Source organism: Pseudomonas sp. MS19, assembly GCF_013277615.1.
Lineage (GTDB): Bacteria > Pseudomonadota > Gammaproteobacteria > Pseudomonadales > Pseudomonadaceae > Aquipseudomonas > Aquipseudomonas marincola.
Window position 1 is genome coordinate 266,955 of sequence record NZ_VBTO01000008.1, and the last position, 21,542, is coordinate 288,496.

Here is a 21,542-nt window from a genome sequence, read left to right on the forward strand (position 1 = left end):
TATTGCCGGTTAGTTCACCGGTAGCCCCGGTAAGCATCCATTCTTGCTGCCAGCCGCTTGAGGGCGGCGCACAGGGTTGTCGCTGATTCAGCTCTTGGTCGAAAAGCGGTAGCCAGTGCCGCGTACCGTTTGTACCAGATTTTCATAGGCATCGCCGAGGGCTTTGCGCAGACGGCGGATGTGCACATCAACTGTACGTTCCTCGACGTAGACGTTGCCACCCCAAACCTGATCCAGCAATTGGCCGCGGGTATAGGCGCGTTCCTGGTGAGTCATGAAAAATTGCAGCAGGCGGTATTCGGTCGGGCCCATTTCGGCAGGCTTGCCGTCGATGGTCACGCGATGGCTGACCGGGTCGAGCAGCAGGCCGCCAATCTCGATCGGGCCTTCGCTGTCGCTTGGGCCGGCGCGGCGCAATACCGCCTTGAGCCGTGCAACCAGCTCGCGCGGCGAGAACGGTTTGGTGATGTAGTCATCGGCGCCGACTTCAAGACCCTGGATCTTGTTGTCTTCCTCGCCTTTGGCCGTGAGCATGATGATCGGGATGTCGCCGGTCAGCTCGTCACGCTTGAGGCGGCGCGCCAACTCGATACCCGAAGTGCCGGGCAGCATCCAGTCGAGCAAGATCAGGTCGGGCTTACGGTCAACGATGATCGTGTGCGCCTGTTGGGTGTTTTCCGCTTCCAGGCATTCATAGCCTGCCATCTCCAGCGCAACCGCGATCATTTCGCGGATTGGCGCTTCGTCATCGACGATCAGAATACTCTTGCCAGCCATGGTTAAGCCTCGGTCCTTAAAACTGTCATGCGCCGCATTAGATAACGGAATTATTGCAGTGATATGACAGTGTGACGTTGCTTTGTCTGCAATCAGCGCATTGCGTAGTCGATAGCCAGGCCCAGAAAGATCGCTAAACCGGCCCAATGGTTGTGCAAAAATGCTTTGAAACAGACCATCGGCTCGCGGTTGCGGGTGCTCCAGAACTCCCAGATAAAGCAGCCAGCAGCGCCGATCAGGCCCAGATAGAAGTACAGGCCTAGCTCGAAACGTGCGCCCGCCATCAACAGGCAAAGCAGTGCCAGCGATTGCAGCAGCAGAATGACGATGCGGTCGGCATCGCCAAACAGAATGGCGGTCGATTTAACCCCGATTTTCAGGTCGTCTTCGCGGTCGGCCATCGCGTAATAGGTGTCGTAGCCCACTGTCCACAGCAGGTTGGCGATATACAACAGCCACGCTGCGGGCGGCACGCTGCCGGTTTCGGCGGTAAATGCCATCGGCATGCCCCACGAAAAAGCCGCGCCCAGCACCACCTGTGGATAAAACGTATAGCGCTTCATGAAGGGGTAGCAGGCCGCGAGTGCCAGCCCGCCGAACGACAGCCAAATGGTATTGGCGTTGGTGAACAACACCAATATGAAGCTCAACGCCACCAGCACGGCAAACAATACCAGCGCCTCACGGCCTTTGATCTTGCCGCTGGCCAAGGGCCGAGCCTGTGTGCGTTTCACGTGGCCATCGAAATTGCGGTCGGCGTAATCATTGATCACGCAGCCGGCGGCGCGCATCAGAACCACCCCGACCACGAAGATCAGCACGTTCTTTACGCTCGGGTTGCCGTCGCCTGCAATCCACAAGGCCCAGAGTGTTGGCCACAGCAGCAGGTAAATGCCGATGGGCTTTTCCATGCGCGTCAGCTGGATAAAGTCCCAGGCGCGTGGGTGCAGGTGGTTGAGCGATTGCAGCAGGCGGGTATACATCTAATGCGTCTCCGTGGGAGTTGCGCGGATTATACGGATGCGCGCCGCACAATCGTAGAACACATGCCGGCGCTGTGGCGCAGTCGAGTTATCCACAGGCGCGAGGTGTGTGCGGGTTAACAGTCGACTTTCGCGGCGAGCCAGAAGTCCGGCAGAAATACCTCGGCCACCAGCACCGCCAGTTCGCCGCGACTAAAGCACGAGCGCCGCGCCCACAGCCGCTCGGTGCGAACCTCTGGCGGCAGGTGGGCGGCCGGATAATGGCATGCCTGGAGTTCGCCGCGATCAAACGCCGGGTTGCTGAACAGCAGCTCACCCAGCGAGCGGCTGCCGAGCTTGCCCAGATCAAAGCCGGAACCTTGCAGGGCGCTGCGTGCGGCAACGCTGCGGGCAAATACCCAGGGTTGTTCATGGCCGCGCAAGTACACCTCGCGCACCCAGCCCTGGCTGCCTTCCGGCACATTCAGCGCGCTGCATTCATCGGCCCGCAGGCGCTGCCAGCCTTCATCCAAAGGCACTACGCTGAAATTGTTCGCCGACAAGCCAATCAGACGCTGGGTCAGCGAGTCCTGATTGATAAACAGCCAGTTGTGCACGCCGGCGCTGGGGGCCGGTTGCAGTTGTTTGGCGGTTAGCCAGCGGGGCGGGTGAGCTAATACGGCGTGGGGCACGGGATTATTTCACGGCAATTTGGCGGGCTGCGAGTTTATCACGCAGCCGCTTCACGACCAGCCTTCGAGGCGCATGGTGGCCCGAACCAGACGCTGTTCTTCGAGTTCGATGTCTTTCAGGTTGTCGCGGATGCTGTGGATATGTTCGCGGGCAGCCCGCTGCGCCTGCTCGGGCAAGCGCTCGATAATTGCGTGATAAAGGCGCGAGTGCTGGCGGTCGATCTGGCGCTTTTGCAGCGGCCGGTGATAGAGGTTGTTGACCGAGGCAAACACCGTGTTGAGCATCAGGTCGGTAAGCGATTGCAGGGTATACAGCAGCACCGGGTTGTGTGAGGCGTCGCAAATCGCCAGGTGAAAGGCATGGTCGAGCCGCGCGTGTTCGCTGGGCTCCAAGGGCACTGGTTGGCTGTGTGCGGCGACCATTTCTTCATAACAGCGTGTCAGCAAAACAAAGTCGGCATCGGTGCCACGCAGCGCTGCCAGGCGTGCCGACTCGGCTTCCAGCAATGCGCGCACCTCCAGCAGGTCGAACAATGTGCGCGGTTGCGAGCTGAACAGGTGCATCAGCGGTGTGCTGTCGCGCGGCCCGCTGAGGTCGGAGATTCGTGAGTTGCGGCCTTGCGCCGTTTCGATAATGCCGCGCCCGCGCAGCACTTTAAGGCCTTCACGCAGCGCTGAGCGCGAGATGCCCAGCTTCTCGCACAGGCGTCTTTCCGAGGGCAGGGGCTGGCCGGCCTTGAGTACACCGTCGACGATCAGGCGCTCGATTCGTTCAGCGACGACATCGCTGACCTGACGGCGAGCAGCAGGTGTGTTTTCGGTCATTTATTGAATTTCCTACAACTGGTCGTACCAGTTTATACAAGCCTGTCTGTTTCGTCTTGCCGCATTCTTTATGGCCGCTGATTATGGGCTATACAGGCACCTGTTGTGCAGTATGGCTGAATTTAAACTGGTATGACCAGTAAGTGTTTGAGTAGACGTCAGCGGTTCATCGGCTTATTTATGTTGGCATACCGCACGCTGCACTACGTCTGCTGCGCGCAATAAAAATGAACGTTGCCTGATTCGAGCCTGCCATGAGCATTCTGTACGACGAACGAGTCGACGGTGCGCTGCCCAAAGTCGATAAACCGGCTTTGCTCAGTGCTCTACGTGAGTCTCTGCCTGATCTTGAGGTGTTACACACCCAGGAAGACCTCAAACCTTACGAGTGTGACGGTCTTTCCGCCTATCGCACCACGCCGATGATGGTGGTGCTGCCCGAGCGCCTGGAGCAGGTCGAAACCTTGCTCAAGCTTTGCTACAAGCGGCAAGTCCCGGTGGTCGCACGCGGCGCTGGTACTGGTTTGTCCGGCGGTGCATTGCCATTGGAGCAGGGCATTCTGCTGGTCATGGCGCGCTTCAACAAAATTCTCGAAGTTAATCCGCAAGGTCGTTTTGCGCGGGTGCAGCCCGGTGTGCGCAATTTGGCGATTTCTAATGCGGCCGCCCCATACGACATGTATTACGCGCCGGACCCGTCGTCGCAGATCGCCTGTTCGATTGGCGGCAACGTTGCCGAGAACGCGGGTGGCGTGCACTGCCTGAAGTACGGCCTGACCGTGCATAACCTGCTCAAGGTGGAGATTCTCACCGTTGAAGGCGAGCGCATGACGCTCGGCAGCGATGCGCTGGATTCGCCGGGCTTTGACCTGCTGGCGCTGTTCACCGGCTCCGAAGGCATGCTCGGCATTGTTACCGAAGTTACCGTCAAGCTGTTGCCCAAACCACAGGTTGCCAAGGTTTTGCTGGCCAGCTTCGATTCGGTTGAAAAGGCCGGTCGCGCCGTCGGCGACATCATCGCCGCGGGCATCATTCCGGGTGGTCTGGAGATGATGGACAATCTGGCGATTCGCGCCGCCGAAGACTTTATCCGCGCCGGTTATCCGGTCGAGGCAGAAGCGATTCTGCTGTGTGAACTCGATGGCGTTGAAGCCGATGTTCATGACGAATGCGAGCGTGTGCGTCTGGTGCTTGAGAAGGCTGGTGCGACTGAAGTGCGCCTAGCCAAAGATGAAGCCGAGCGCGTCAAGTTCTGGGCCGGTCGCAAGAACGCATTCCCGGCAGTTGGGCGCATTTCGCCGGACTACTACTGCATGGACGGCACCATTCCGCGCCGCGAATTACCCGGCGTTCTCAAAGGCATTGCCGAAATTTCCGCTGAGCACGGCCTGCGTGTCGCCAACGTATTCCACGCCGGTGACGGCAACATGCACCCGCTGATTCTGTTTGATGCCAACCAGCCAGGCGAGCTTGAGCGTGCGGAAGCTGTGGGCGGCAAGATTCTCGAATTGTGCGTCAAGGTCGGTGGCAGCATCACCGGCGAGCACGGTGTAGGCCGTGAAAAGATCAATCAGATGTGCGCGCAGTTCAACAGTGATGAGCTGACTTTGTTCCACGCCGTAAAAGCCGCCTTCGACCCGAGTGGCCTGCTTAATCCCGGCAAGAACATTCCGACTTTGCACCGTTGCGCCGAGTTCGGCTCGATGCACGTGCACCACGGCCAACTGCCATTCCCTGAACTGGAGCGTTTTTGATGTCTGCTTTCGATGCCAGCCAGGCGCTGCTGGAACAGGTTAATCATGCCCTTAACAATCAGGGCACATTGCGCATTCAAGGCACCAACAGCAAAGCATTTCTCGGCCGCCCGGTAAGCGGTGAAGTGCTCGACATGCGCAGCCACAGCGGAATTGTCAGTTACGACCCGACTGAGCTGGTGATCACCGCTCGCGCCGGTACGCCGTTGGCAGAGCTTGAGGCGGCGCTGGACGCAGCAGGGCAAATGCTGCCATGCGAGCCACCGCACTTTGCCGAAGGCGGTACGGTCGGCGGCATGGTGGCTGCCGGTATTTCCGGTCCGCGCCGGCCATGGGCGGGCTCGGTGCGTGATTATGTATTGGGTACACGTGTCATCACCGGGCACGGCAAGCATTTGCGCTTTGGCGGCGAAGTGATGAAGAACGTCGCCGGTTACGACCTGTCGCGTTTGCTGTCCGGTAGCTTCGGCTGCCTCGGAGTGCTCACCGAAGTGTCGCTCAAAGTGCTGCCAAAACCCCGCCAGTGCCTGAGCCTGCGAGTGGAAATGGACACTCAAACCGCGTTGCTGAAACTGGCTGAATGGGGCCAGCAGCCGGTGCCGATCAGCGCCGCCTGTCACGACGGCAGCGCGCTGTATTTGCGTCTTGAGGGCGGTGAGGGCTCGGTTGCAGCGGCGCGTGAGCGCATTGGCGGTGAAGAGCTGTCAGCCACATTCTGGAGTGACCTGAACGAGCAGTGTTTGCCGTTCTTTGCAGGCGCCAAGACGTTGTGGCGTTTGTCGGTGCCGAACAACACCGGGGTTTTGGAACTTGAAGGTGAACAGTTGCTCGACTGGGGTGGCGCGCAGCGCTGGCTCAAGTCTGATGCCGACGCGCAGGCGATTCGCGCGGCCGTGAGCAAGGTTGGCGGCCATGCCACTTGCTTCACTGCGGGCGCCAGCGACAGCCCGTTCCAGCCTTTGGCAGCGCCACTGCTGCGTTATCACCAGCAGCTCAAAGCGCAACTCGACCCGCAGGGGATTTTTAACCCCGGGCGTATGTATTCGGAAGTTTAAGTATGCAGACTAATCTAAGCGAACAAGCCAAGCGTCTGCCGCGCGCCGCCGAGGCAGAAAGCATTCTGCGCTCCTGCGTGCACTGTGGTTTTTGCAACGCAACGTGCCCGACCTATCAATTGCTTGGCGACGAACTGGACGGCCCGCGTGGGCGTATCTATCTGATCAAGCAGGTGCTCGAAGGCAACGAAGTTACCGCCAAGACTCAGCAGCATCTCGACCGCTGCCTGACCTGCCGCAACTGTGAAACTACCTGCCCGTCGGGCGTGCAGTATCACAACCTGCTCGATATCGGTCGCGCCGTGGTCGATGCCGCAGTACCGCGCCCGTTGGGTGAGCGCATGCTGCGTGAAGGCCTGCGCATGATGACGCCGAACCCCGGCGTGTTCAAAGCCATGACCCAGCTCGGCCAGGTGTTCAAGCCGGTATTGCCCGAAGCCCTGAAGAACAAGCTGCCGCGTGAAGTACGCCCGGCCAAGCCCCGCCCTGAGATGCGTCATGCACGTCAGGTGTTAATGCTCGAAGGCTGTGTGCAGCCCGGTTTGTCGCCTAATACCAATGCGGCGACTGCGCGGGTTCTCGATCGTCTGGGCATCAGCGTCAAGCCTATTGCTCAGGCCGGTTGCTGCGGCGCGGTGGACTATCATCTGAACGCGCAGGAAGCTGGTTTGCAGCGGGCGCGGCGCAACATCGATGCCTGGTGGCCAGCCGTCGAAGCGGGCGCAGAAGCCATCGTGCAGACCGCCAGTGGCTGCGGCGCATTCGTCAAAGATTACGCGCACATGCTCAAGGACGACCGCGAGTATGCGAAGAAAGCCGAGCGTATCAGCGCCCTCAGCAAAGATCTGGTCGAGGTTCTGCGTGAAGAGCCATTAGAGACATTGACCGGCACGGCAGGCAAGCGCCTGGCGTTCCATTGCCCATGCACCTTGCAGCACGCCCTGAAGCTGGGCGGCGAGGTCGAGGCGGTGCTCAGCAAGCTCGGTTTCAGCCTTACCCAAGTGCCAGACAGCCATCTTTGCTGCGGCTCTGCCGGTACCTATTCAATCACCCAGCCAGAGCTTTCCAAGCAGCTGCGTGACAACAAGATGAATGCCCTCGAAAGCGGTAAGCCCGAGGTTATCGTCACCGCCAATATCGGTTGCCAGACCCACCTCGACGGAGCCGGGCGTACGCCTGTGCGCCACTGGATCGAGCTGGTCGAAGAAGCCCTGAACTAGGAGATTTACATGCAAACCAAAGCCGTACTGGGTCTACAGGAAGCCAGCCAGATCATCGCCGCCGCACGTGCCGAGGCCGAAGCCAACAACTGGGCTGTGGCCATTGCAGTAGTCGATGACGGTGGCCATCCGCTGGCGTTGGAGCGTCTCGACGGTTGCGCGCCAATCGGTGCCTACATCGCTCAGGAAAAAGCCCGCACCTCTGCGCTGGGCCGCCGCGAATCGAAAATTTATGAAGACATGGTCAATGGCGGTCGCAATGCGTTCATTTCAGCGCCATTGCTGACCTCGCTGGAAGGCGGTGTACCGGTTGTTGTAAACGGCCAGATCGTTGGTGCCGTGGGCGTGTCCGGCGTTCGCGCCGATCAGGACTCGCAGATTGCCAAGGCGGGTGCTTCGAGCGTGGCATAAGCCGCTGCTCGCACCCCTTGCAACCCATTGAAAGGAGATTTTGAAATGACCGATCGAGTTAATTGCCACGGCCTGCAAGTGGCCAGCAACCTGCAGCGTTTTGTTGATGAAGAAGTGCTGCCGGGCAGCGGTCTGGAGCGCGAAGCATTCTGGAGCGGCTTTGCGGCGCTGGTGCATGATCTTGCACCGAAGAACCGTCAGCTGCTGGCCGAGCGCGATCGCCTGCAAATTGAACTGGACCAGTGGCACCGCGCCAATCCGGGCCCAGTCAAGGACATGCCGGCCTACCGCAGCTTCCTTGAGTCGATCGGTTATCTGTTGCCGCAACCTGCAAGCGTGCAGGCCAGCACCGCCAATGTAGACTCGGAGATCGCCACTCAGGCGGGCCCGCAGTTGGTCGTGCCGGTGATGAATGCGCGCTACGCGCTCAACGCCGCCAACGCCCGTTGGGGCTCGCTGTATGACGCGTTGTACGGCACTGACGCTATCTCCGAAGCTGACGGCGCAAGCAAAGGCCCGGGCTACAACGAAGTGCGTGGCGCCAAGGTTATTGCCTTCGCCCGCGGTTTTCTCGATCAGGCAGCGCCGCTGGCCAAGGGCTCGCACGTTGATGCTGTGCGTTACCAGATTGCCGATGGCCAATTGCTGGTGAGCTTGCGTGATGGCAGCGAGAGCGGCCTGCGCGAGCCACAGAAGTTTGTCGGTTATCAGGGTGAAGTTGCTGCGCCCACCGCGCTGCTGCTGAAGAACAACGGCCTGCATGTCGAGATTCAGATCGATGCGCAAAGCCCGATCGGCAAAACCGATCCGGCTGGCGTCAAAGACCTGCTGATTGAGGCGGCGTTGTCGACGATTCTCGATTGCGAAGATTCGGTTGCTGCAGTTGATGCCGACGACAAAGTGGTCATCTACCGCAACTGGCTCGGCCTGATGAAGGGCGATCTGCGTGAAGACCTGGAGAAGGGCGGCAAGGTTATTACCCGTAGCCTCAATCCTGATCGTCAGTACACTGCTGTGGATGGCTCGGCGCTGACCCTGCATGGTCGTTCATTGCTGTTCGTGCGTAACGTCGGCCATCTGATGAGCAACCCGGCGATTATCGACGCTGAAGGCTTTGAAATCCCGGAAGGTATTCTCGATGGCGTGATGACCACGCTCATCGCCATGTATGACCTGCAGCGCAAAGGCAACTCGCGCACTGGCAGCGTCTACATCGTTAAGCCGAAGATGCATGGCCCGGCAGAGGTGGCGTTTGCCAACCAACTGTTCGGCCGCGTTGAAGCGCTGTTGGGCCTGCCAGCCAACACCGTGAAAATGGGCATCATGGATGAAGAGCGCCGCACCTCGGTCAACCTCAAGGCGTGTATCGCTGAGGCCGCTGCGCGCGTTGCATTCATCAACACCGGCTTCCTCGATCGCACCGGTGACGAGATGCACACGGCGATGGAAGCGGGCCCGATGCTGCGCAAAGGCGACATGAAGAGCAGCGCATGGATTCAGGCCTACGAGCGCAATAACGTGCTGGTTGGTCTTAACTGCGGCCTGCGCGGCAAGGCGCAGATCGGTAAAGGCATGTGGGCCATGCCGGATCTGATGGCTGCGATGCTCGAGCAGAAAATTGGTCACCCGAAAGCCGGTGCCAACACCGCCTGGGTACCATCGCCAACGGCTGCGGTACTGCATGCATTGCACTATCACCAGGTTGATGTACAGGCGGTTCAGCGTGAGCTGGAGATGATTGATCTCAACGCTCAGCGCAACAGCTTGCTCAATGATCTGCTGACCGTGCCGGTAAGCGCTGAGCGCAACTGGAGCGCAAGCGAGATTCAGCAAGAGCTCGACAACAACTGTCAGGGCATTCTCGGCTACGTTGTACGTTGGGTTGAACAAGGTGTTGGTTGCTCGAAGGTGCCGGATATCCACAACGTCGGCCTGATGGAAGACCGGGCCACGCTGCGTATTTCCAGCCAGCACATCGCCAACTGGTTGCGCCACGGTGTGATCAGCGAAGCGCAGGTTGAGCAAAGCCTGCTGCGCATGGCCGAGGTGGTTGACCAGCAGAATGCGGGTGATCCGGTGTATCGTCCAATGGCAACCAATCCACAGCAATCCGCAGCCTTCCAGGCTGCAAGTGATCTGGTATTCAAGGGCTGTGAGCAACCCAGTGGTTATACCGAACCTTTGCTGCATGCTTGGCGTTTGCGCTTCAAGCAGCAGTAAAGTGACATAGCAACAAGATTCGCCCCGCCAATTAACGTTGGCGGGGCTTTTGAGCATTAGCCCATACAGTAACTCTGTTGGGCTTCGGGGCAGAAGGAATGCCCTAGATGCGTGGCGCCGGGTTATCGCCCGGGAAATTAGCGGTTCACAAAAAAAATAAGGGACCCACAAAATGAGTCAAACCTTGCTCTCGATCCTGGCATTCGTGCCGTTGGTGCTGGCGGGTGTTTTGCTGATCGGCTTTCGCTGGCCAGCCAAATACGCAATGCCGGTGGTTTTTTTACTTACGGCAATCATCGGGTTAACCGCCTGGGACATGTCACTGGTACGGGTAGTGGCTTCAAGTCTGCAAGGCTTGGTGCTGACCGCGTCGATCCTGTGGATCATCTTTGGCGCGATCTTGCTGCTCAACACACTCAAACATTCGGGTGGCATCAGTGCCATTCGCCGTGGTTTTTCGGGCATCAGCCCGGACCGCCGCGTGCAGGCACTGATCGTCGCCTGGCTGTTTGGTTGCTTCATTGAAGGGGCATCCGGCTTCGGTACGCCGGCTGCGGTGGCTGCGCCATTGCTCGTCGCGCTGGGTTTCCCGGCTCTGGCAGCAGTGGTTTTGGGGATGATGGTGCAGTCGACTCCGGTATCCTTCGGTGCCGTGGGTACGCCAATGTTGGTGGGTGTTGCGGGTGGTCTGGATAAAACCGGCCTGACCGAACAACTGGCAACACTGGGCAGCAGCTGGGACATCTTCTTCCAGATGATCGTCTCGCGTGTGGTAATCCTGCACGGCGTGATCGGTTTGCTGATGCCGTTGTTCATGCTGTCGATCATGACCCGCTTCTTCGGTAAGAATCAGTCGTGGAAGGAAGGCCTGCAAATGGCCCCGTTCGCGATCTTTACCGGTCTGGCTTTCTCGCTGCCGTACATGGCTGCCGGGGTATTCCTGGGTCCTGAGTTCCCGTCGATGATCGGTGCTCTGGTAGGTCTGGCAATCGTTATTCCAGCGGCCAAGGCCGGTTTCCTGCTGCCAAAGGAAACATGGGATTTCGCTGACGCCAAAGACTGGCCAGCCGAGTGGATGGGCAAGATCGAGATGAAACTCGATGACATCGCCGGTAAAACGCCGATCTCCGTGCCGATGGCATGGGCGCCGTACCTGCTGTTGGCGGTGTTCCTGGTTGCATCGCGGGTGTTCCCGGACCTGAAGAACGCGCTGAGCGCAGTGAGCTTCGGTTGGACTGACATTCTCGGCGAAGCCGGCGTGTCGGGTGCCATCCAGCCGCTGTATCTGCCAGGCGGGATTCTGTGCATGGTGGTGTTGGTGACCTTCTTCCTGCACCGCATGCGCTTCTCCGAACTGACCGCTGCCATCAGTGAATCGAGCCGCACCCTGCTGGGCGCTGGTTTCGTGCTGATCTTCACCATTCCGATGGTGCGTATCCTGATCAACTCCGGTGTCAACGGTTCTGATCTGGTGTCCATGCCGGTGGCGATGGCGCAGTTGGTGGCTGACAGCGTGGGCGGTATTTACCCACTGTTCGCACCTGCAGTTGGCGGTCTCGGCGCGTTTATCGCCGGTTCGAACACCGTTTCCAACCTGATGCTCTCGCAGTTCCAGTTCAACGCAGCAGGCCTGCTGGGCGTGTCGGGTGCGATGATGGTGGCCGCGCAGTCGGTAGGTGCCGCAGCCGGTAACATGATTGCGATCCACAACGTGGTCGCGGCTTCGGCAACGGTCGGTTTGCTTGGTCGTGAAGGGATTACCCTGCGCAAAACCATGCTGCCAACGCTGTACTACCTCTTGGCTGCTGGCAGCCTGACGATGATTGCGATGTATGGCATGTCCATCGTTGATCCATTGATGGCGGCTAAGTAAGCGCTTGAGTCAGGTGCCTGGCGGTCTTTGGGGGCGTCAGGCACCTGGTGGATTAATACACGTTCGTCGTGGCGGTGCTTGGCGGGTTCGGCTAATTACGTTAGTTTGCTCGCGCAATTACCCTGCGATTACCTGAGGTTGAAATGAAAAAGTGGCAATGTGTAGTCTGTGGGCTGGTATACGATGAAAGTCAGGGCTGGCCTGATGAAGGCATCGCCGCCGGCACAGCATGGCAGGATGTACCGGAAGACTGGCTTTGCCCGGATTGCGGTGTTGGCAAGATGGATTTCGAAATGATCGAAATCGGTTAATTCAGATTTCCCCAACGGCGGCCCTTGGCCGCCGTTTTTATTGGTGGTTCTGGCCAAGCGTGGCCACTGCGATAGACAATAGAGCAATGATTACCGGCAACTCTGGCGGAGGTTCACATGCGTAAGTGGCAATGTGTGGTCTGCGGTTTCATCTACGACGAAGCCGAAGGGCTGGTTGATGAAGGCATCGAGCCCGGTACCGCGTGGGAAGACATACCAGCAGACTGGGTGTGCCCGGACTGCGGGGTTGGCAAGGCCGATTTCGAGATGATCGAGATCAGTTGAAACCGGGCCAATCGACTACTGCTTAACTGTTTTTTGGCTGGTTGCAGCCGTTATAAATCTAATCAAGAGGCGAACAATAATGACTGCACCGGTCGTAATTATCGGCACCGGCCTGGCTGGCTATAACCTGGCGCGTGAGTTCCGCAAGCTCGACAGCGAAACCCCTTTGTTGCTGATTACGGCAGATGACGGCCGCTCCTATTCCAAGCCAATGCTTTCCACTGGTTTCGGCAAGAACAAGGATGCCGACAGCCTGAGCATGGCCGAGCCCGGCGCAATGGCCGAGCAGTTGAATGCCGAAGTGCGCACCCACACCCAGATCACCGGAATTGACCCTGGCCACAAACAATTGTGGGTCGGTGAAGAAGCTGTGGCGTACCGCGATCTTGTCTTGGCGTGGGGCGCGGAAGTGATTCGGGTGCCGGTTGAGGGCGATGCCAGTGAGCAGGTCTTCCCAATCAATGACCTTGAGGACTACGCACGTTTTCGTGCGGCGGCCGAAGGTAAAAAACGCGTGCTGTTGCTCGGCGTCGGCCTGATCGGCTGTGAGTTCGCCAACGACCTGATGCTCGGCGGCTATCAGGTTGAGCTCGTGGCGCCTTGCGAGCAAGTGATGCCCGCGTTGTTGCACCCGGCCGCCGCAGCTGCCGTGCAGGCAGGGCTTGAAGGGCTTGGCGCGCGTTTCCATCTGGGGCCGGTGCTCACGCGTCTTAACCATAAAGGCGAGGCGCTTGAAGCGGTGTTGTCGGATGGCGCGGTGATCGAATGTGATCTGGTGCTTTCGGCAATTGGCTTGCGGCCGCGCACGGCGCTGGCGATGGCGGCAGGTCTGGAGGTTAATCGTGGCGTGGTGGTTGACCGTGAGCTGCGCACCTCGCACAGCAACATCTTCGCGTTGGGCGATTGCGCCGAAGTCGACGGTCTCAATTTGCTCTACGTCATGCCGCTCATGAGTTGCGCGCGCGCGTTGGCGCAAACATTGGCCGGTAACCCGACCGCGGTGAAGTACGGCGCCATGCCGGTTACGGTCAAAACCCCAATCTGCCCTCTGGTTGTGTCGCCAGTGCCGCATGGTTTGCAGGGTGAATGGACGGTTGAAGGCAGCGCTGGCGACATCAAAGCCCTGTGCCGAAATGCCTCGGGAGAACTGCTCGGTTACGCATTAACTGGGACTGCCGTTCAGGAAAAATTGGCCCTGAATAAGCTACTTCCGGCCCTTTTGGCGTAATTAGCTTCCTTTCTGTCGGGTACGCCACAAAATCATCTTATTTTCCTGTAGGACGATGCTGGCATATCCCTTGAACGCATGCCATCCTCCAACGTGATTGCAGCAGCGTAGAGCCGCTGTATCGCCTTGGGCGCTGTTCAACTGGAACAGCCCGGACAAAACAACAACAAACCGTCATAGGGGCATTTATGCGTAAACCAGAACTTGCTGCAGCGATTGCAGAAAAAGCTGATCTGACTAAAGACCAGGCAAACCGCGTATTGAACGCAGTGTTGGAAGAAATCACCGGTGCACTGAACCGTAAAGACAGCGTCACGCTGGTCGGTTTCGGTACATTTGTGCAGCGTCACCGCGGTGCGCGTACCGGCAAGAATCCGCAAACCGGTCAGCCTGTGACCATCAAGGCCAGCAACACCGTCGCTTTCAAACCGGGCAAGTCCCTCAAAGACGCTGTTAACTGAGTGCGGCTTCCCGGGGCGTGGCATGTCTCGGGACAAGAGCCTGTTCACGACTTGCGCGCTGCTGGATGCTTTTAGCGTTTAAAGCTGTGCGGTAAAGATACGACGTCAGACTTTAGCGTTGCTGGTTGTGATCAGGCCCTTATTTGCGCGGTTTCGCGGCGCTCGCAACGACCGCTGTAGCTCATTCGGGCAAATCGCTACAATGCACCGCCGATCCATTTTCGCTTCGAGGCTGTGTGCATGAAATTCCGTTTTCTGTTGTGGATGCTTGGTCGTCTGATGGCCAAGGCTAGTCGCGAAAATCCTGCGTTTCAGGAGCAGCTGTTGAACCGCGACATGGTCTTCCAGTTGCATACGCTCGACGGCAAAATCGCCCGTCACTTCATCGTCAAAGACCAACGTATTACCAGCAAGCGCGGCCCGGTCAGCGAGCCTGCATTTGCCCTAGGGTTCAAAGACGGTGCCTACGGTTTCGCCACCATGAATGCCAAGAACAAGCAGTTGGCGTTTATGCAGGGCATTCAGAATAAAGACATTCAGATTCAGGGCAATCCGGCGCTGGTCATCTGGTTCCAGGGGCTGACCAAGTACCTTGTACCCAGGAAGCCCAAAAGCGAGAAACGCGCTGCGTGAGTGGCCGCTAAGCTTAATGTGAGATTCGCCTCAACTTCAGGGAGATAAACGATGCGACTGCTGCTGGCGCTGCCATTTCTGCTGGGGGCAACCCTGGTTCAAGCCGAACCGGCGAGCCCTCAACACTACGAGCAGGTATTTGGTTTATCCGGTATCAGCCTGTTGTGCGAGCAAGCCGCGCCGTTGATCCAGCGTGGTCAGCCCGAGCAGCCGCAACTCGATCAGCTGTTTGCTGCCAAGCCACTCTGTGCAGAGCTCGCCGAGAAGATGTCTGGCGAGTTCCAGCAAGCCGAGCTTGAGCGCATAGAGCTGGCCTTGCAGAGCCCGCTGGCGCTGCAGTTCACTCAAGCTGAACGGGCGGTGGGTGAGGGCGGCGGTGAGGCGCTGGAAGCGTATCGTCAGCAGCTCAAGGCGAAGCCGCCGCGCGGTTCACGTGTTGAGCTGGTGCATCGTCTCGATGCGGCGGCGCGTACTTCCGATATGGCCACGTTACTGCGCTATGAAGTCGCCAAGACGCAGGCGCTGATGGCCCTCAAGGCGCAGAACAAGAACGCCGATGAAGCCCAGCTGGCCGAACAGACTGCCGCGCAAATGCCGGTATTGCGCGAGTCGAGCAGCTCAGCCGTTGAGTCCTTCATGCTGTTCGCGTATCGCCAGCAGCCGAGTGACAAGGTTGCTGAGTATGCCGCGCTTTATGAGCAGCCTGAGTTAAGCCGCCTATTGCAGCGCAGCATCGAGCTGATGCCGCAACTGTTCGCTGAGCGCCGCGCCAAGCTCTGATCCGGTTAGTGGATGGGCTGAAACTGCAACGCCAGTTCGCGTAGCGTGGCCTCGGCCTCAAGCACTTTGTCTACCGCCTGATTGGCTTTGTCACGGCTCAGTCCCAACCTGTCAAACAGCTCCTGCGGAACTTCGCGGTCGGGGCCATGGCCGATGCCGCGATTACGCAGCAGCCCGACTGCAACGTTAATCAGGTTGGCATATTGCGCGTGCTCGCCTCTGTAGTCGCTGTCGTGCTGAAAACGCAGCGCGTTGGCGAGCTCTTCCGGCATGTCCCAGTAACGCATCAGCCACGCGCTGATCTGCTCCCGGCTGATGCCCAGAAAATGCTGCTCAATGTAGCTGTGTGGCACGTGCGGATTGGCCTCGATATGCCGGCAAATCAGCGAGAAGTGTGGCGGGAATACATGCGCCAGCAGCAAATAGCCGAAGTTGTGCAAAAGCCCGCCGAGATAGGTCAGGCCCGGCTCCGGGCGTTGTTCACGAGGAATGGCGCGGGTCAGCCCCTCAATGACTGCGGCGGTATAAATGGCTTGCTGCCAATAGGGCGTGGCTTGCTGCGGATGATCTTTGGGCAGGCCCAGGGTTTTGCCTAACGCCAGCCCCAGGGCCAGATTGATGACCAGATCAAAGCCCAGCACGCGGACAATTGCATCTTCTACCGAGCGAATTTTCCCCGGCGCGGCGTAGTAGGGTGAAGCCGCCCAACTGACCACCTGCGCTGCCAGCGCGGGATCTGTTTCGACCACGCCGGTAATGTCGTCGATGGTTGCATCCGGCTCGGTGCGCAGCTTGGTGATTTTTCGGGCGGTGGCGGACAGCGGCGGGATTTCGATGGTTTCTTCAAGGCGCTGTTGAATGCGGCGCGCGGTGAACGCCTTTACTGCCTGATTGATCTCTGCCGGATCATCGTTGGGGCGATCAAGGTTGATGCGGATTCGTTCCAGCGGCTCGGCAAATCGTGCACAGCTGGCCTTGTTCAGCAGGGTCTTGAAGTCAGCACTGGAGAGTTCGAGCAAAACCCCGGGCTTGCCCGACTCAACCCACACGCTTGGCTCCTGCAGGATCGATTCGTCGTAGGTGCAGGGCGAGTTGGTCAGCGGCGGTAAACCGGGCAGCGTATTCAGGTTATGCGGGCTGAGCATGCGCGCAAGGCGCTCGGGCTTGAGCACCGTGAGCTTGCGGCCGGTAAGTTCTTCGAGCCGGTTGAGGTCAAGCAGTTGGTCGTGGCGAAACAGCAGCAACATGGCGCCGATGCTGTCTTCCAGCATGATCGCTTGCAGGCGCTGGGCTGCAGGGATGCTGGCCTTCTCCGAGTGAACCTGATAACTGAGGCCGAGCTTGTCGAGCAGTTGTGTGATGATGAGCGGCGCAGTAGCAGAGTCGACAGCTGGATTGAGAGCTTGAGGCATTGTATATCCGGTTCTGGGCGATAACAGATCGAAATAATGGCTGATTAAATAGGCGACAAGAGTTTAACAATGGAGCAAGAGTAACCCCAGAATCCTGATTGATCGATGACAGTAGCGGTCAATCTTCGCCTAACTTGTCATCAAGTGCCAATTTTTCGTCATTTTCCCATGCCAATGTCGAGTATCAGGCTTGTTAAGTGTTACACCTGACCGTATTGCTGGCCGTGTCGCAGCCAGCGATCCAGCAGCGGGCTGACATGTTGCGGCCACTGCTGCAGTAAGCTCATTGACGCATCCCGCACTGCTGGCAAAAGATCGGCGTCGCGCATCAGATCGGCCACCTTGAATTGCAGCAGGCCGGTTTGACGGGTGCCGAGCATTTCACCTGGGCCGCGAATTTCCAGGTCTTTTTCGGCAATTAAAAAGCCGTCGCAGGTTTCACGCATGATGCCCAGTCGCTCACGGCCAAGTTGCGACAGCGGCGGGTGATAGAGCAGCACGCAATGGCTGGCAGCGCTGCCGCGACCGACCCGGCCCCGCAGCTGATGCAGTTGCGCTAACCCCAGGCGCTCGGGGTTTTCGATGATCATCAGGCTGGCATTCGGCACGTCCACACCGACTTCGATCACGGTGGTGGCGACCAACAATTGCAGGGCGCCTTGTTTGAACTGTTCCATGATCGCCGCCTTCTCGGCGGGTTTCATGCGGCCGTGAATCAGGCCCACGTTGAGCCCGCCCAGCGCGGCAGCCAAGTCTTCAAAGGTGGTTTCGGCGGCCTGACACGTCAGCTCTTCAGACTCTTCAATCAGCGTGCACACCCAATACGCTTGGCGGCCTTCGTTGCAGGCAGTGCGCACGCGCTCGATCACTTCGATGCGGCGGCTGTCGGCAATCAGGACGGTATTGACCGGCGTACGCCCGGGCGGCAATTCATCGAGAATCGAGGTGTCGAGATCGGCATAAGCACTCATGGCCAGCGTGCGCGGAATCGGCGTCGCGGTCATGATCAACTGGTGCGGGCAGAGTCGCGCCTCGACACCTTTTTTGCGCAGGGCCAGACGTTGCTGGACGCCGAAACGGTGTTGCTCGTCGATGATCACCAGCGCCAGTTTGTGAAACTTCACTTCATCCTGAAACAGCGCGTGGGTGCCAACCACCATCGGCGCGCCACTGGCGATTTGTTCGAGCGCTGCTGCGCGGGCCTTGCCCTTGAGCTTGCCCGCCAGCCAGGCAACTTCCAGCCCCAGTGGCTGCAACCATTTGCTGAAGTTGATGAAGTGCTGCTCGGCGAGAATCTCGGTCGGGGCCATCAGCGCCACCTGATACCCGGCTTCCAGTGCTTGCAGGGCAGCAAAGGCGGCGACCACGGTTTTGCCGGAGCCAACGTCACCCTGAACCAGGCGCAGCATGGGTTCATCCTGTGCCAGATCGTAAGCAATCTCGGCGCCCACGCGCTTCTGGGCTCCGGTGGGTTCAAAACCAAGATTGTGCAAAAACTGCGCAGGCAGCTTGCTGGCGACTGGAAGTTGCGGCGCTTGTTGCGCGCGAACACTCTCGCGCAGGCGCTGCAGCGACAGCTGATGGGTAAGCAGTTCTTCAAAAGCCAGGCGGTGTTGCGCCCAGTGTCGGCCCTCGGCGAGTTCTTCAATGTCGGCATCGGCGGGTGGCCGGTGCAGATAGCGAATAGCCTCGGCCAGCGGGCCCAATTGGTATTCCTTAGCCAGCTCTTCCGGCAGCCAGTCTGGCAAGCTGTGCGGGCCAAGGCGGGCGAGCGCCAGTTCACTGAGCTGACGCAGGCGCTGTTGGGTCAGGCCTTCGGTGGTCGGGTAGATCGGCGTCAGGGTTTGTTCGACGGCAATTTGCGTCTCACCGCTGAGCGCGCGGTATTCCGGGTGGTAAATCTCCAGCCCCGATGAGCCGGGACGCACCTCGCCGTAGCAGCGCAGATGGGTGCCACGTTTGAGGCCTTCCTTCTGCGCATTGCTAAAATGATAGAAGCGCAGGCTGAGCGTGCCGGTACCATCGTTGAGGCGCACCAACAGGCTGCGGCGTTTGCCCATGGCAATGTCGGCGCCGGTAACCGTGCCTTCAACCACAGCATCCTGACCGGGGCGCAGCGAGCCGATTGGCACAATGCGCGTGCGGTCCTGATAACGCAACGGCAAGTGAAACAGCACATCCTGAAGGTTTTCCAGACCGACCTTGGTGAGCTTCTCCTGCATGGCCGCGCCAACACCTTTAAGTGCAGTTACGGGAACCGCTGCCAACTCGGTCATTGCTTATACGCTTTGCGGTTGTGCGCGAGAGACCGAGCACAGGCGGATCGAGTCCGCGAGAATTTCAATCGCCTTGGGCCGTGGAAAGCTTGCGCGCCAGGCAATGGCCACGGTGCGAAAGGGCACGGGCGCACTCAGCGGACGCACTTCGATAATCCCTGGCGCGTAATGGTGGCTGTCGACAGCCGAGAGCGGCAGGATTGATACGCCCAGACCGGAGGCAACCATGTGGCGAATGGTTTCCAGCGAACTGGATTCCACGGTGGTGTGCTTGGCGTGATCTTCGCCGCCCTTGCGCAGGGTCGGGCAGGCCTCAAGTACCTGATCGCGGAAGCAGTGACCTTCGCCCAACAGCAGCAGACTCTTGTCGTTGAGCAGCTTGCTGTCGATCGATTTCAGCTCAGTCCACGGGTGGCCGCTCGGCATCAGTGCGTAAAAGGGCTCGTCGTAAAGGGCTTTGGTCAGCACGTCGGCTTCCTGAAACGGCAGGGCAATGATCACTGCATCCAGCTCGCCGGTGCGCAGTTTGTCGCGCAGGACGTGAGTAAAGTTTTCTTCGATGTACAGCGGCATTTCCGGAGCAACACGGTGCAGCTGCGGAATCAGATGCGGGAACAGGTACGGGCCAACGGTGTAAATCGCGCCGATTTTCAGCGGTGCGGCGAGCTGGTTCTTACCCGCCTGAGCCAGTTCACGAATACCCTGAGCCTGCTCCAGAACTTTCTGTGCCTGCGTGATGATGCCTTCACCAACAGGCGTCAGGCGCACGGCGCTTTTGCTGCGCTCGAAAATCAGCACACCGAGTTCATCTTCGAGTTTCTTGACCCCGACCGAAAGCGTCGGCTGACTGACATGGCAACGCTCGGCCGCACGGCCAAAGTGCTGCTCCTGAGCGAGGGTGACGATATAGCGCAGTTCAGTAAGGGTCATAGCGTCCATCCATTAAGTACCGCCCTAGCATAGCCTTTGCAATGCAATGAACCAACCGCGCTAAACTGCTCGCAGGTGAAAATAATGGAGAATCGCATGCCAACAGCTACGCGGGTATTGATTGCAGGGTGTGGTGACGTCGGCACGCGCTTGGGCTTACGGCTGGCTCAGGCGGGTTGGCAGGTGTTTGGGCTGCGCCGCAACACGGCGCAATTGCCGCCGCAGATCGAACCGGTCACGGCTGATTTGCAGGCCGCTGCCTGCCCGGCTCAATGGCCGGCGGGAGCGCTGGATTATCTGGTTTATTGTGCTGCCGCGACTCAGTCCGATGAGGCTGGATACCGCGCAGCTTATGTCGATGGGCTAAAACGTACGCTGGGCTGGTTGGCGCAGTCCGGCCAGCAACCCAAGCGCGTGCTGTTTGTTTCGAGCAGTGGCGTTTACGGCCAGCAGGAGGGCGAATGGGTGGATGAAACTTCGCCAGTCGGCGCCGAGCGTTTTAGCGGGCGGATCATGCTCGAAGCCGAGCAGGTGGCGTTGTCCGCTGGCCTGCCGGCCACTGTTGTGCGCCTCACCGGAATATACGGGCCGGGACGTAAATGGCTGATCAATCAGGTGCGTGAAGGGTATCGGGTCGCGGTCGAGCCGCCGCTGTATGGCAATCGCATTCATGTCGATGACGCGAGCGGCCTGCTGGCCTTTTTACTGCAAGCAGATGAGCGCGGCGTTGCGCTGGAGGATTGCTACATCGGCGTCGATGATCAGCCTGCGCCCCTGCACGAAGTGGTGGCGTGGTTACGCGAGCAATTAGGCGTGACGCATTGGGCGGGGGATGAGGCGACAGTGCGCCGGGCGGGGAGTAAGCGTTGCAGTAATGCGCGTGCGCGGGCTTTGGGCTGGACGCCGCAGTACCCGAGTTATCGCGAAGGCTATGCCGCTATCCTGCAGGATTTGAGCTGAGCAGCAGAGCAGGGGCGTTTAGCGCGCCCCTGCTCAAAAACGCTTATTCGATGACCAGAATCGCGTCCATTTCTACCTGAGCGCCTTTTGGCAGCGCCGCAACACCAATGGCGGCGCGAGCTGGATATGGCTGCTCAAAGTAACGGCCCATCACTTCGTTGACGGTGGCGAAGTGCGACAGGTCGGTCAGGAAGATGTTGAGTTTGACGATGTCCTTGAACGAGCCGCCAGCAGCTTCTGCAACCGACTTGAGGTTCTCGAATACCTGAACGGTCTGGGCTTCAAAGCCTTCAACCAGTTCCATGGTTTTCGGGTCCAGCGGGATCTGGCCGGACATGTACACAGTGTTGCCAGCCTTGATCGCCTGAGAGTAGGTGCCGATAGCTGCAGGTGCTTTGTCGCTGGTGATAACGCTCTTGCTCATGAGATTCTCCAGTTGAAGGTTGCGCGGGCTTGGCCCACGTGCAGACAATTCGA

Annotated in this window: 21 protein-coding genes; 13 read left to right on the forward strand and 8 right to left on the reverse strand. The window is 59.0% G+C overall.

From position 1 onward, the window contains the following. Window positions 1-87 precede the first annotated feature (87 nt). From phoB to glcC, 4 genes are all read right to left on the reverse strand, one after another. On the reverse strand, window positions 88-777 hold the full coding sequence (gene phoB / locus FEZ62_RS08410; protein WP_069899936.1) for a phosphate regulon transcriptional regulator PhoB: 690 nt from the start codon (window positions 775-777) through the stop codon (window positions 88-90). A gap of 92 nt (window positions 778-869) precedes the next feature. Next, window positions 870-1,760 (reverse strand): 4-hydroxybenzoate octaprenyltransferase, encoded by an 891-nt coding sequence (gene ubiA / locus FEZ62_RS08415; RefSeq protein WP_172927391.1) that lies wholly within the window; start codon window positions 1,758-1,760, stop codon window positions 870-872. A gap of 116 nt (window positions 1,761-1,876) precedes the next feature. Continuing rightward, a complete protein-coding gene (locus tag FEZ62_RS08420; protein ID WP_090512327.1) occupies window positions 1,877-2,431 on the reverse strand; it encodes a chorismate lyase in 555 nt (184 codons plus the stop codon). A gap of 51 nt (window positions 2,432-2,482) precedes the next feature. Further along, entirely contained in the window at window positions 2,483-3,256 is a 774-nt protein-coding gene (gene glcC / locus FEZ62_RS08425) for a transcriptional regulator GlcC (RefSeq protein WP_069899933.1), read from the reverse strand. A gap of 254 nt (window positions 3,257-3,510) precedes the next feature. Here glcC and glcD point away from each other — a divergent pair, with 254 nt between their 5' ends. The 12 genes from glcD (at window position 3,511) to FEZ62_RS08485 (ending at window position 15,487) form a co-directional block, all read left to right on the forward strand. Beyond that, complete coding sequence (gene glcD / locus FEZ62_RS08430; RefSeq protein ID WP_069899932.1) at window positions 3,511-5,010, forward strand: glycolate oxidase subunit GlcD; 1,500 nt, start codon at window positions 3,511-3,513, stop codon at window positions 5,008-5,010. Continuing rightward, window positions 5,010-6,065 (forward strand): glycolate oxidase subunit GlcE, encoded by a 1,056-nt coding sequence (glcE, locus tag FEZ62_RS08435; protein ID WP_172927392.1) that lies wholly within the window; start codon window positions 5,010-5,012, stop codon window positions 6,063-6,065. Before glcD ends, glcE begins: the two co-directional genes overlap by 1 nt. Window positions 6,066-6,067: 2 nt before the next feature. Beyond that, the gene (glcF, locus tag FEZ62_RS08440) at window positions 6,068-7,285 is read left to right on the forward strand and encodes a glycolate oxidase subunit GlcF (protein ID WP_069899930.1); all 1,218 of its coding nucleotides are present in this window, start codon (window positions 6,068-6,070) and stop codon (window positions 7,283-7,285) included. 9 nt (window positions 7,286-7,294) lie between these two features. Next, window positions 7,295-7,696: a heme-binding protein gene (locus tag FEZ62_RS08445; RefSeq protein WP_069899929.1), complete on the forward strand. Its 402-nt coding sequence runs from the start codon at window positions 7,295-7,297 to the stop codon at window positions 7,694-7,696. A gap of 45 nt (window positions 7,697-7,741) precedes the next feature. Then, on the forward strand, window positions 7,742-9,916 hold the full coding sequence (locus tag FEZ62_RS08450) for a malate synthase G (protein WP_150547910.1): 2,175 nt from the start codon (window positions 7,742-7,744) through the stop codon (window positions 9,914-9,916). Window positions 9,917-10,088: 172 nt separating this feature from the next. Continuing rightward, window positions 10,089-11,789 (forward strand): L-lactate permease, encoded by a 1,701-nt coding sequence (locus tag FEZ62_RS08455; RefSeq protein WP_069899927.1) that lies wholly within the window; start codon window positions 10,089-10,091, stop codon window positions 11,787-11,789. 143 nt (window positions 11,790-11,932) lie between these two features. Continuing rightward, window positions 11,933-12,100: a rubredoxin gene (locus FEZ62_RS08460; RefSeq protein WP_069899926.1), complete on the forward strand. Its 168-nt coding sequence runs from the start codon at window positions 11,933-11,935 to the stop codon at window positions 12,098-12,100. A 117-nt stretch (window positions 12,101-12,217) separates the two neighbouring features. After that, on the forward strand, window positions 12,218-12,385 hold the full coding sequence (locus FEZ62_RS08465; RefSeq protein ID WP_069899925.1) for a rubredoxin: 168 nt from the start codon (window positions 12,218-12,220) through the stop codon (window positions 12,383-12,385). Window positions 12,386-12,464: 79 nt separating this feature from the next. Then, window positions 12,465-13,613 (forward strand): FAD-dependent oxidoreductase, encoded by a 1,149-nt coding sequence (locus tag FEZ62_RS08470; protein ID WP_172927393.1) that lies wholly within the window; start codon window positions 12,465-12,467, stop codon window positions 13,611-13,613. Window positions 13,614-13,801: 188 nt separating this feature from the next. Then, a complete protein-coding gene (locus tag FEZ62_RS08475) occupies window positions 13,802-14,074 on the forward strand; it encodes an HU family DNA-binding protein (protein WP_069899923.1) in 273 nt (90 codons plus the stop codon). 240 nt (window positions 14,075-14,314) lie between these two features. After that, window positions 14,315-14,707, forward strand: a complete 393-nt coding sequence (locus tag FEZ62_RS08480) for a helicase (protein WP_069899899.1) — start codon at window positions 14,315-14,317, stop codon at window positions 14,705-14,707. Between the two features lie 51 nt (window positions 14,708-14,758). Further along, window positions 14,759-15,487 carry a hypothetical protein gene (locus FEZ62_RS08485; protein WP_172927394.1) on the forward strand — a complete coding sequence of 243 codons (729 nt, stop codon included), beginning with the start codon at window positions 14,759-14,761 and terminating at the stop codon, window positions 15,485-15,487. A gap of 5 nt (window positions 15,488-15,492) precedes the next feature. Here FEZ62_RS08485 and FEZ62_RS08490 read toward each other — a convergent pair whose 3' ends face one another. The 3 genes from FEZ62_RS08490 to FEZ62_RS08500 all read right to left on the reverse strand — a co-directional run bounded on the left by FEZ62_RS08490 (window position 15,493) and on the right by FEZ62_RS08500 (window position 20,105). Next, window positions 15,493-16,899 carry an aminoacyl-tRNA deacylase and HDOD domain-containing protein gene (locus tag FEZ62_RS08490; protein WP_172927395.1) on the reverse strand — a complete coding sequence of 469 codons (1,407 nt, stop codon included), beginning with the start codon at window positions 16,897-16,899 and terminating at the stop codon, window positions 15,493-15,495. A gap of 200 nt (window positions 16,900-17,099) precedes the next feature. Then, on the reverse strand, window positions 17,100-19,175 hold the full coding sequence (recG, locus tag FEZ62_RS08495) for an ATP-dependent DNA helicase RecG (protein ID WP_172927396.1): 2,076 nt from the start codon (window positions 19,173-19,175) through the stop codon (window positions 17,100-17,102). Window positions 19,176-19,178: 3 nt separating this feature from the next. Next, on the reverse strand, window positions 19,179-20,105 hold the full coding sequence (locus FEZ62_RS08500) for a hydrogen peroxide-inducible genes activator (RefSeq protein ID WP_090509935.1): 927 nt from the start codon (window positions 20,103-20,105) through the stop codon (window positions 19,179-19,181). A 96-nt stretch (window positions 20,106-20,201) separates the two neighbouring features. Between FEZ62_RS08500 and FEZ62_RS08505 the strand changes: the two genes are divergently transcribed. After that, entirely contained in the window at window positions 20,202-21,065 is an 864-nt protein-coding gene (locus FEZ62_RS08505; protein WP_172927397.1) for an SDR family oxidoreductase, read from the forward strand. A 43-nt stretch (window positions 21,066-21,108) separates the two neighbouring features. Here FEZ62_RS08505 and FEZ62_RS08510 read toward each other — a convergent pair whose 3' ends face one another. Continuing rightward, entirely contained in the window at window positions 21,109-21,489 is a 381-nt protein-coding gene (locus FEZ62_RS08510; protein WP_069899893.1) for a RidA family protein, read from the reverse strand. Between the last annotated feature and the right edge of the window lie 53 nt (window positions 21,490-21,542).

Bases quoted from the DNA above. Each gene is read 5' to 3' on its own strand.
- phoB (WP_069899936.1), bottom strand. From the start codon at position 777: ATGGCTGGCAAGAGTATTCTGATCGTCGATGACGAAGCGCCAATCCGC.
- ubiA (WP_172927391.1), bottom strand. From the start codon at position 1,760: ATGTATACCCGCCTGCTGCAATCGCTCAACCACCTGCACCCACGCGCC.
- glcC (WP_069899933.1), bottom strand. From the start codon at position 3,256: ATGACCGAAAACACACCTGCTGCTCGCCGTCAGGTCAGCGATGTCGTC.
- glcD (WP_069899932.1), top strand. From the start codon at position 3,511: ATGAGCATTCTGTACGACGAACGAGTCGACGGTGCGCTGCCCAAAGTC.
- glcE (WP_172927392.1), top strand. From the start codon at position 5,010: ATGTCTGCTTTCGATGCCAGCCAGGCGCTGCTGGAACAGGTTAATCAT.
- glcF (WP_069899930.1), top strand. From the start codon at position 6,068: ATGCAGACTAATCTAAGCGAACAAGCCAAGCGTCTGCCGCGCGCCGCC.
- FEZ62_RS08445 (WP_069899929.1), top strand. From the start codon at position 7,295: ATGCAAACCAAAGCCGTACTGGGTCTACAGGAAGCCAGCCAGATCATC.
- FEZ62_RS08450 (WP_150547910.1), top strand. From the start codon at position 7,742: ATGACCGATCGAGTTAATTGCCACGGCCTGCAAGTGGCCAGCAACCTG.
- FEZ62_RS08455 (WP_069899927.1), top strand. From the start codon at position 10,089: ATGAGTCAAACCTTGCTCTCGATCCTGGCATTCGTGCCGTTGGTGCTG.
- FEZ62_RS08460 (WP_069899926.1), top strand. From the start codon at position 11,933: ATGAAAAAGTGGCAATGTGTAGTCTGTGGGCTGGTATACGATGAAAGT.
- FEZ62_RS08465 (WP_069899925.1), top strand. From the start codon at position 12,218: ATGCGTAAGTGGCAATGTGTGGTCTGCGGTTTCATCTACGACGAAGCC.
- FEZ62_RS08470 (WP_172927393.1), top strand. From the start codon at position 12,465: ATGACTGCACCGGTCGTAATTATCGGCACCGGCCTGGCTGGCTATAAC.
- FEZ62_RS08475 (WP_069899923.1), top strand. From the start codon at position 13,802: ATGCGTAAACCAGAACTTGCTGCAGCGATTGCAGAAAAAGCTGATCTG.
- FEZ62_RS08480 (WP_069899899.1), top strand. From the start codon at position 14,315: ATGAAATTCCGTTTTCTGTTGTGGATGCTTGGTCGTCTGATGGCCAAG.
- FEZ62_RS08485 (WP_172927394.1), top strand. From the start codon at position 14,759: ATGCGACTGCTGCTGGCGCTGCCATTTCTGCTGGGGGCAACCCTGGTT.
- FEZ62_RS08490 (WP_172927395.1), bottom strand. From the start codon at position 16,899: ATGCCTCAAGCTCTCAATCCAGCTGTCGACTCTGCTACTGCGCCGCTC.
- recG (WP_172927396.1), bottom strand. From the start codon at position 19,175: ATGACCGAGTTGGCAGCGGTTCCCGTAACTGCACTTAAAGGTGTTGGC.
- FEZ62_RS08500 (WP_090509935.1), bottom strand. From the start codon at position 20,105: ATGACCCTTACTGAACTGCGCTATATCGTCACCCTCGCTCAGGAGCAG.
- FEZ62_RS08505 (WP_172927397.1), top strand. From the start codon at position 20,202: ATGCCAACAGCTACGCGGGTATTGATTGCAGGGTGTGGTGACGTCGGC.
- FEZ62_RS08510 (WP_069899893.1), bottom strand. From the start codon at position 21,489: ATGAGCAAGAGCGTTATCACCAGCGACAAAGCACCTGCAGCTATCGGC.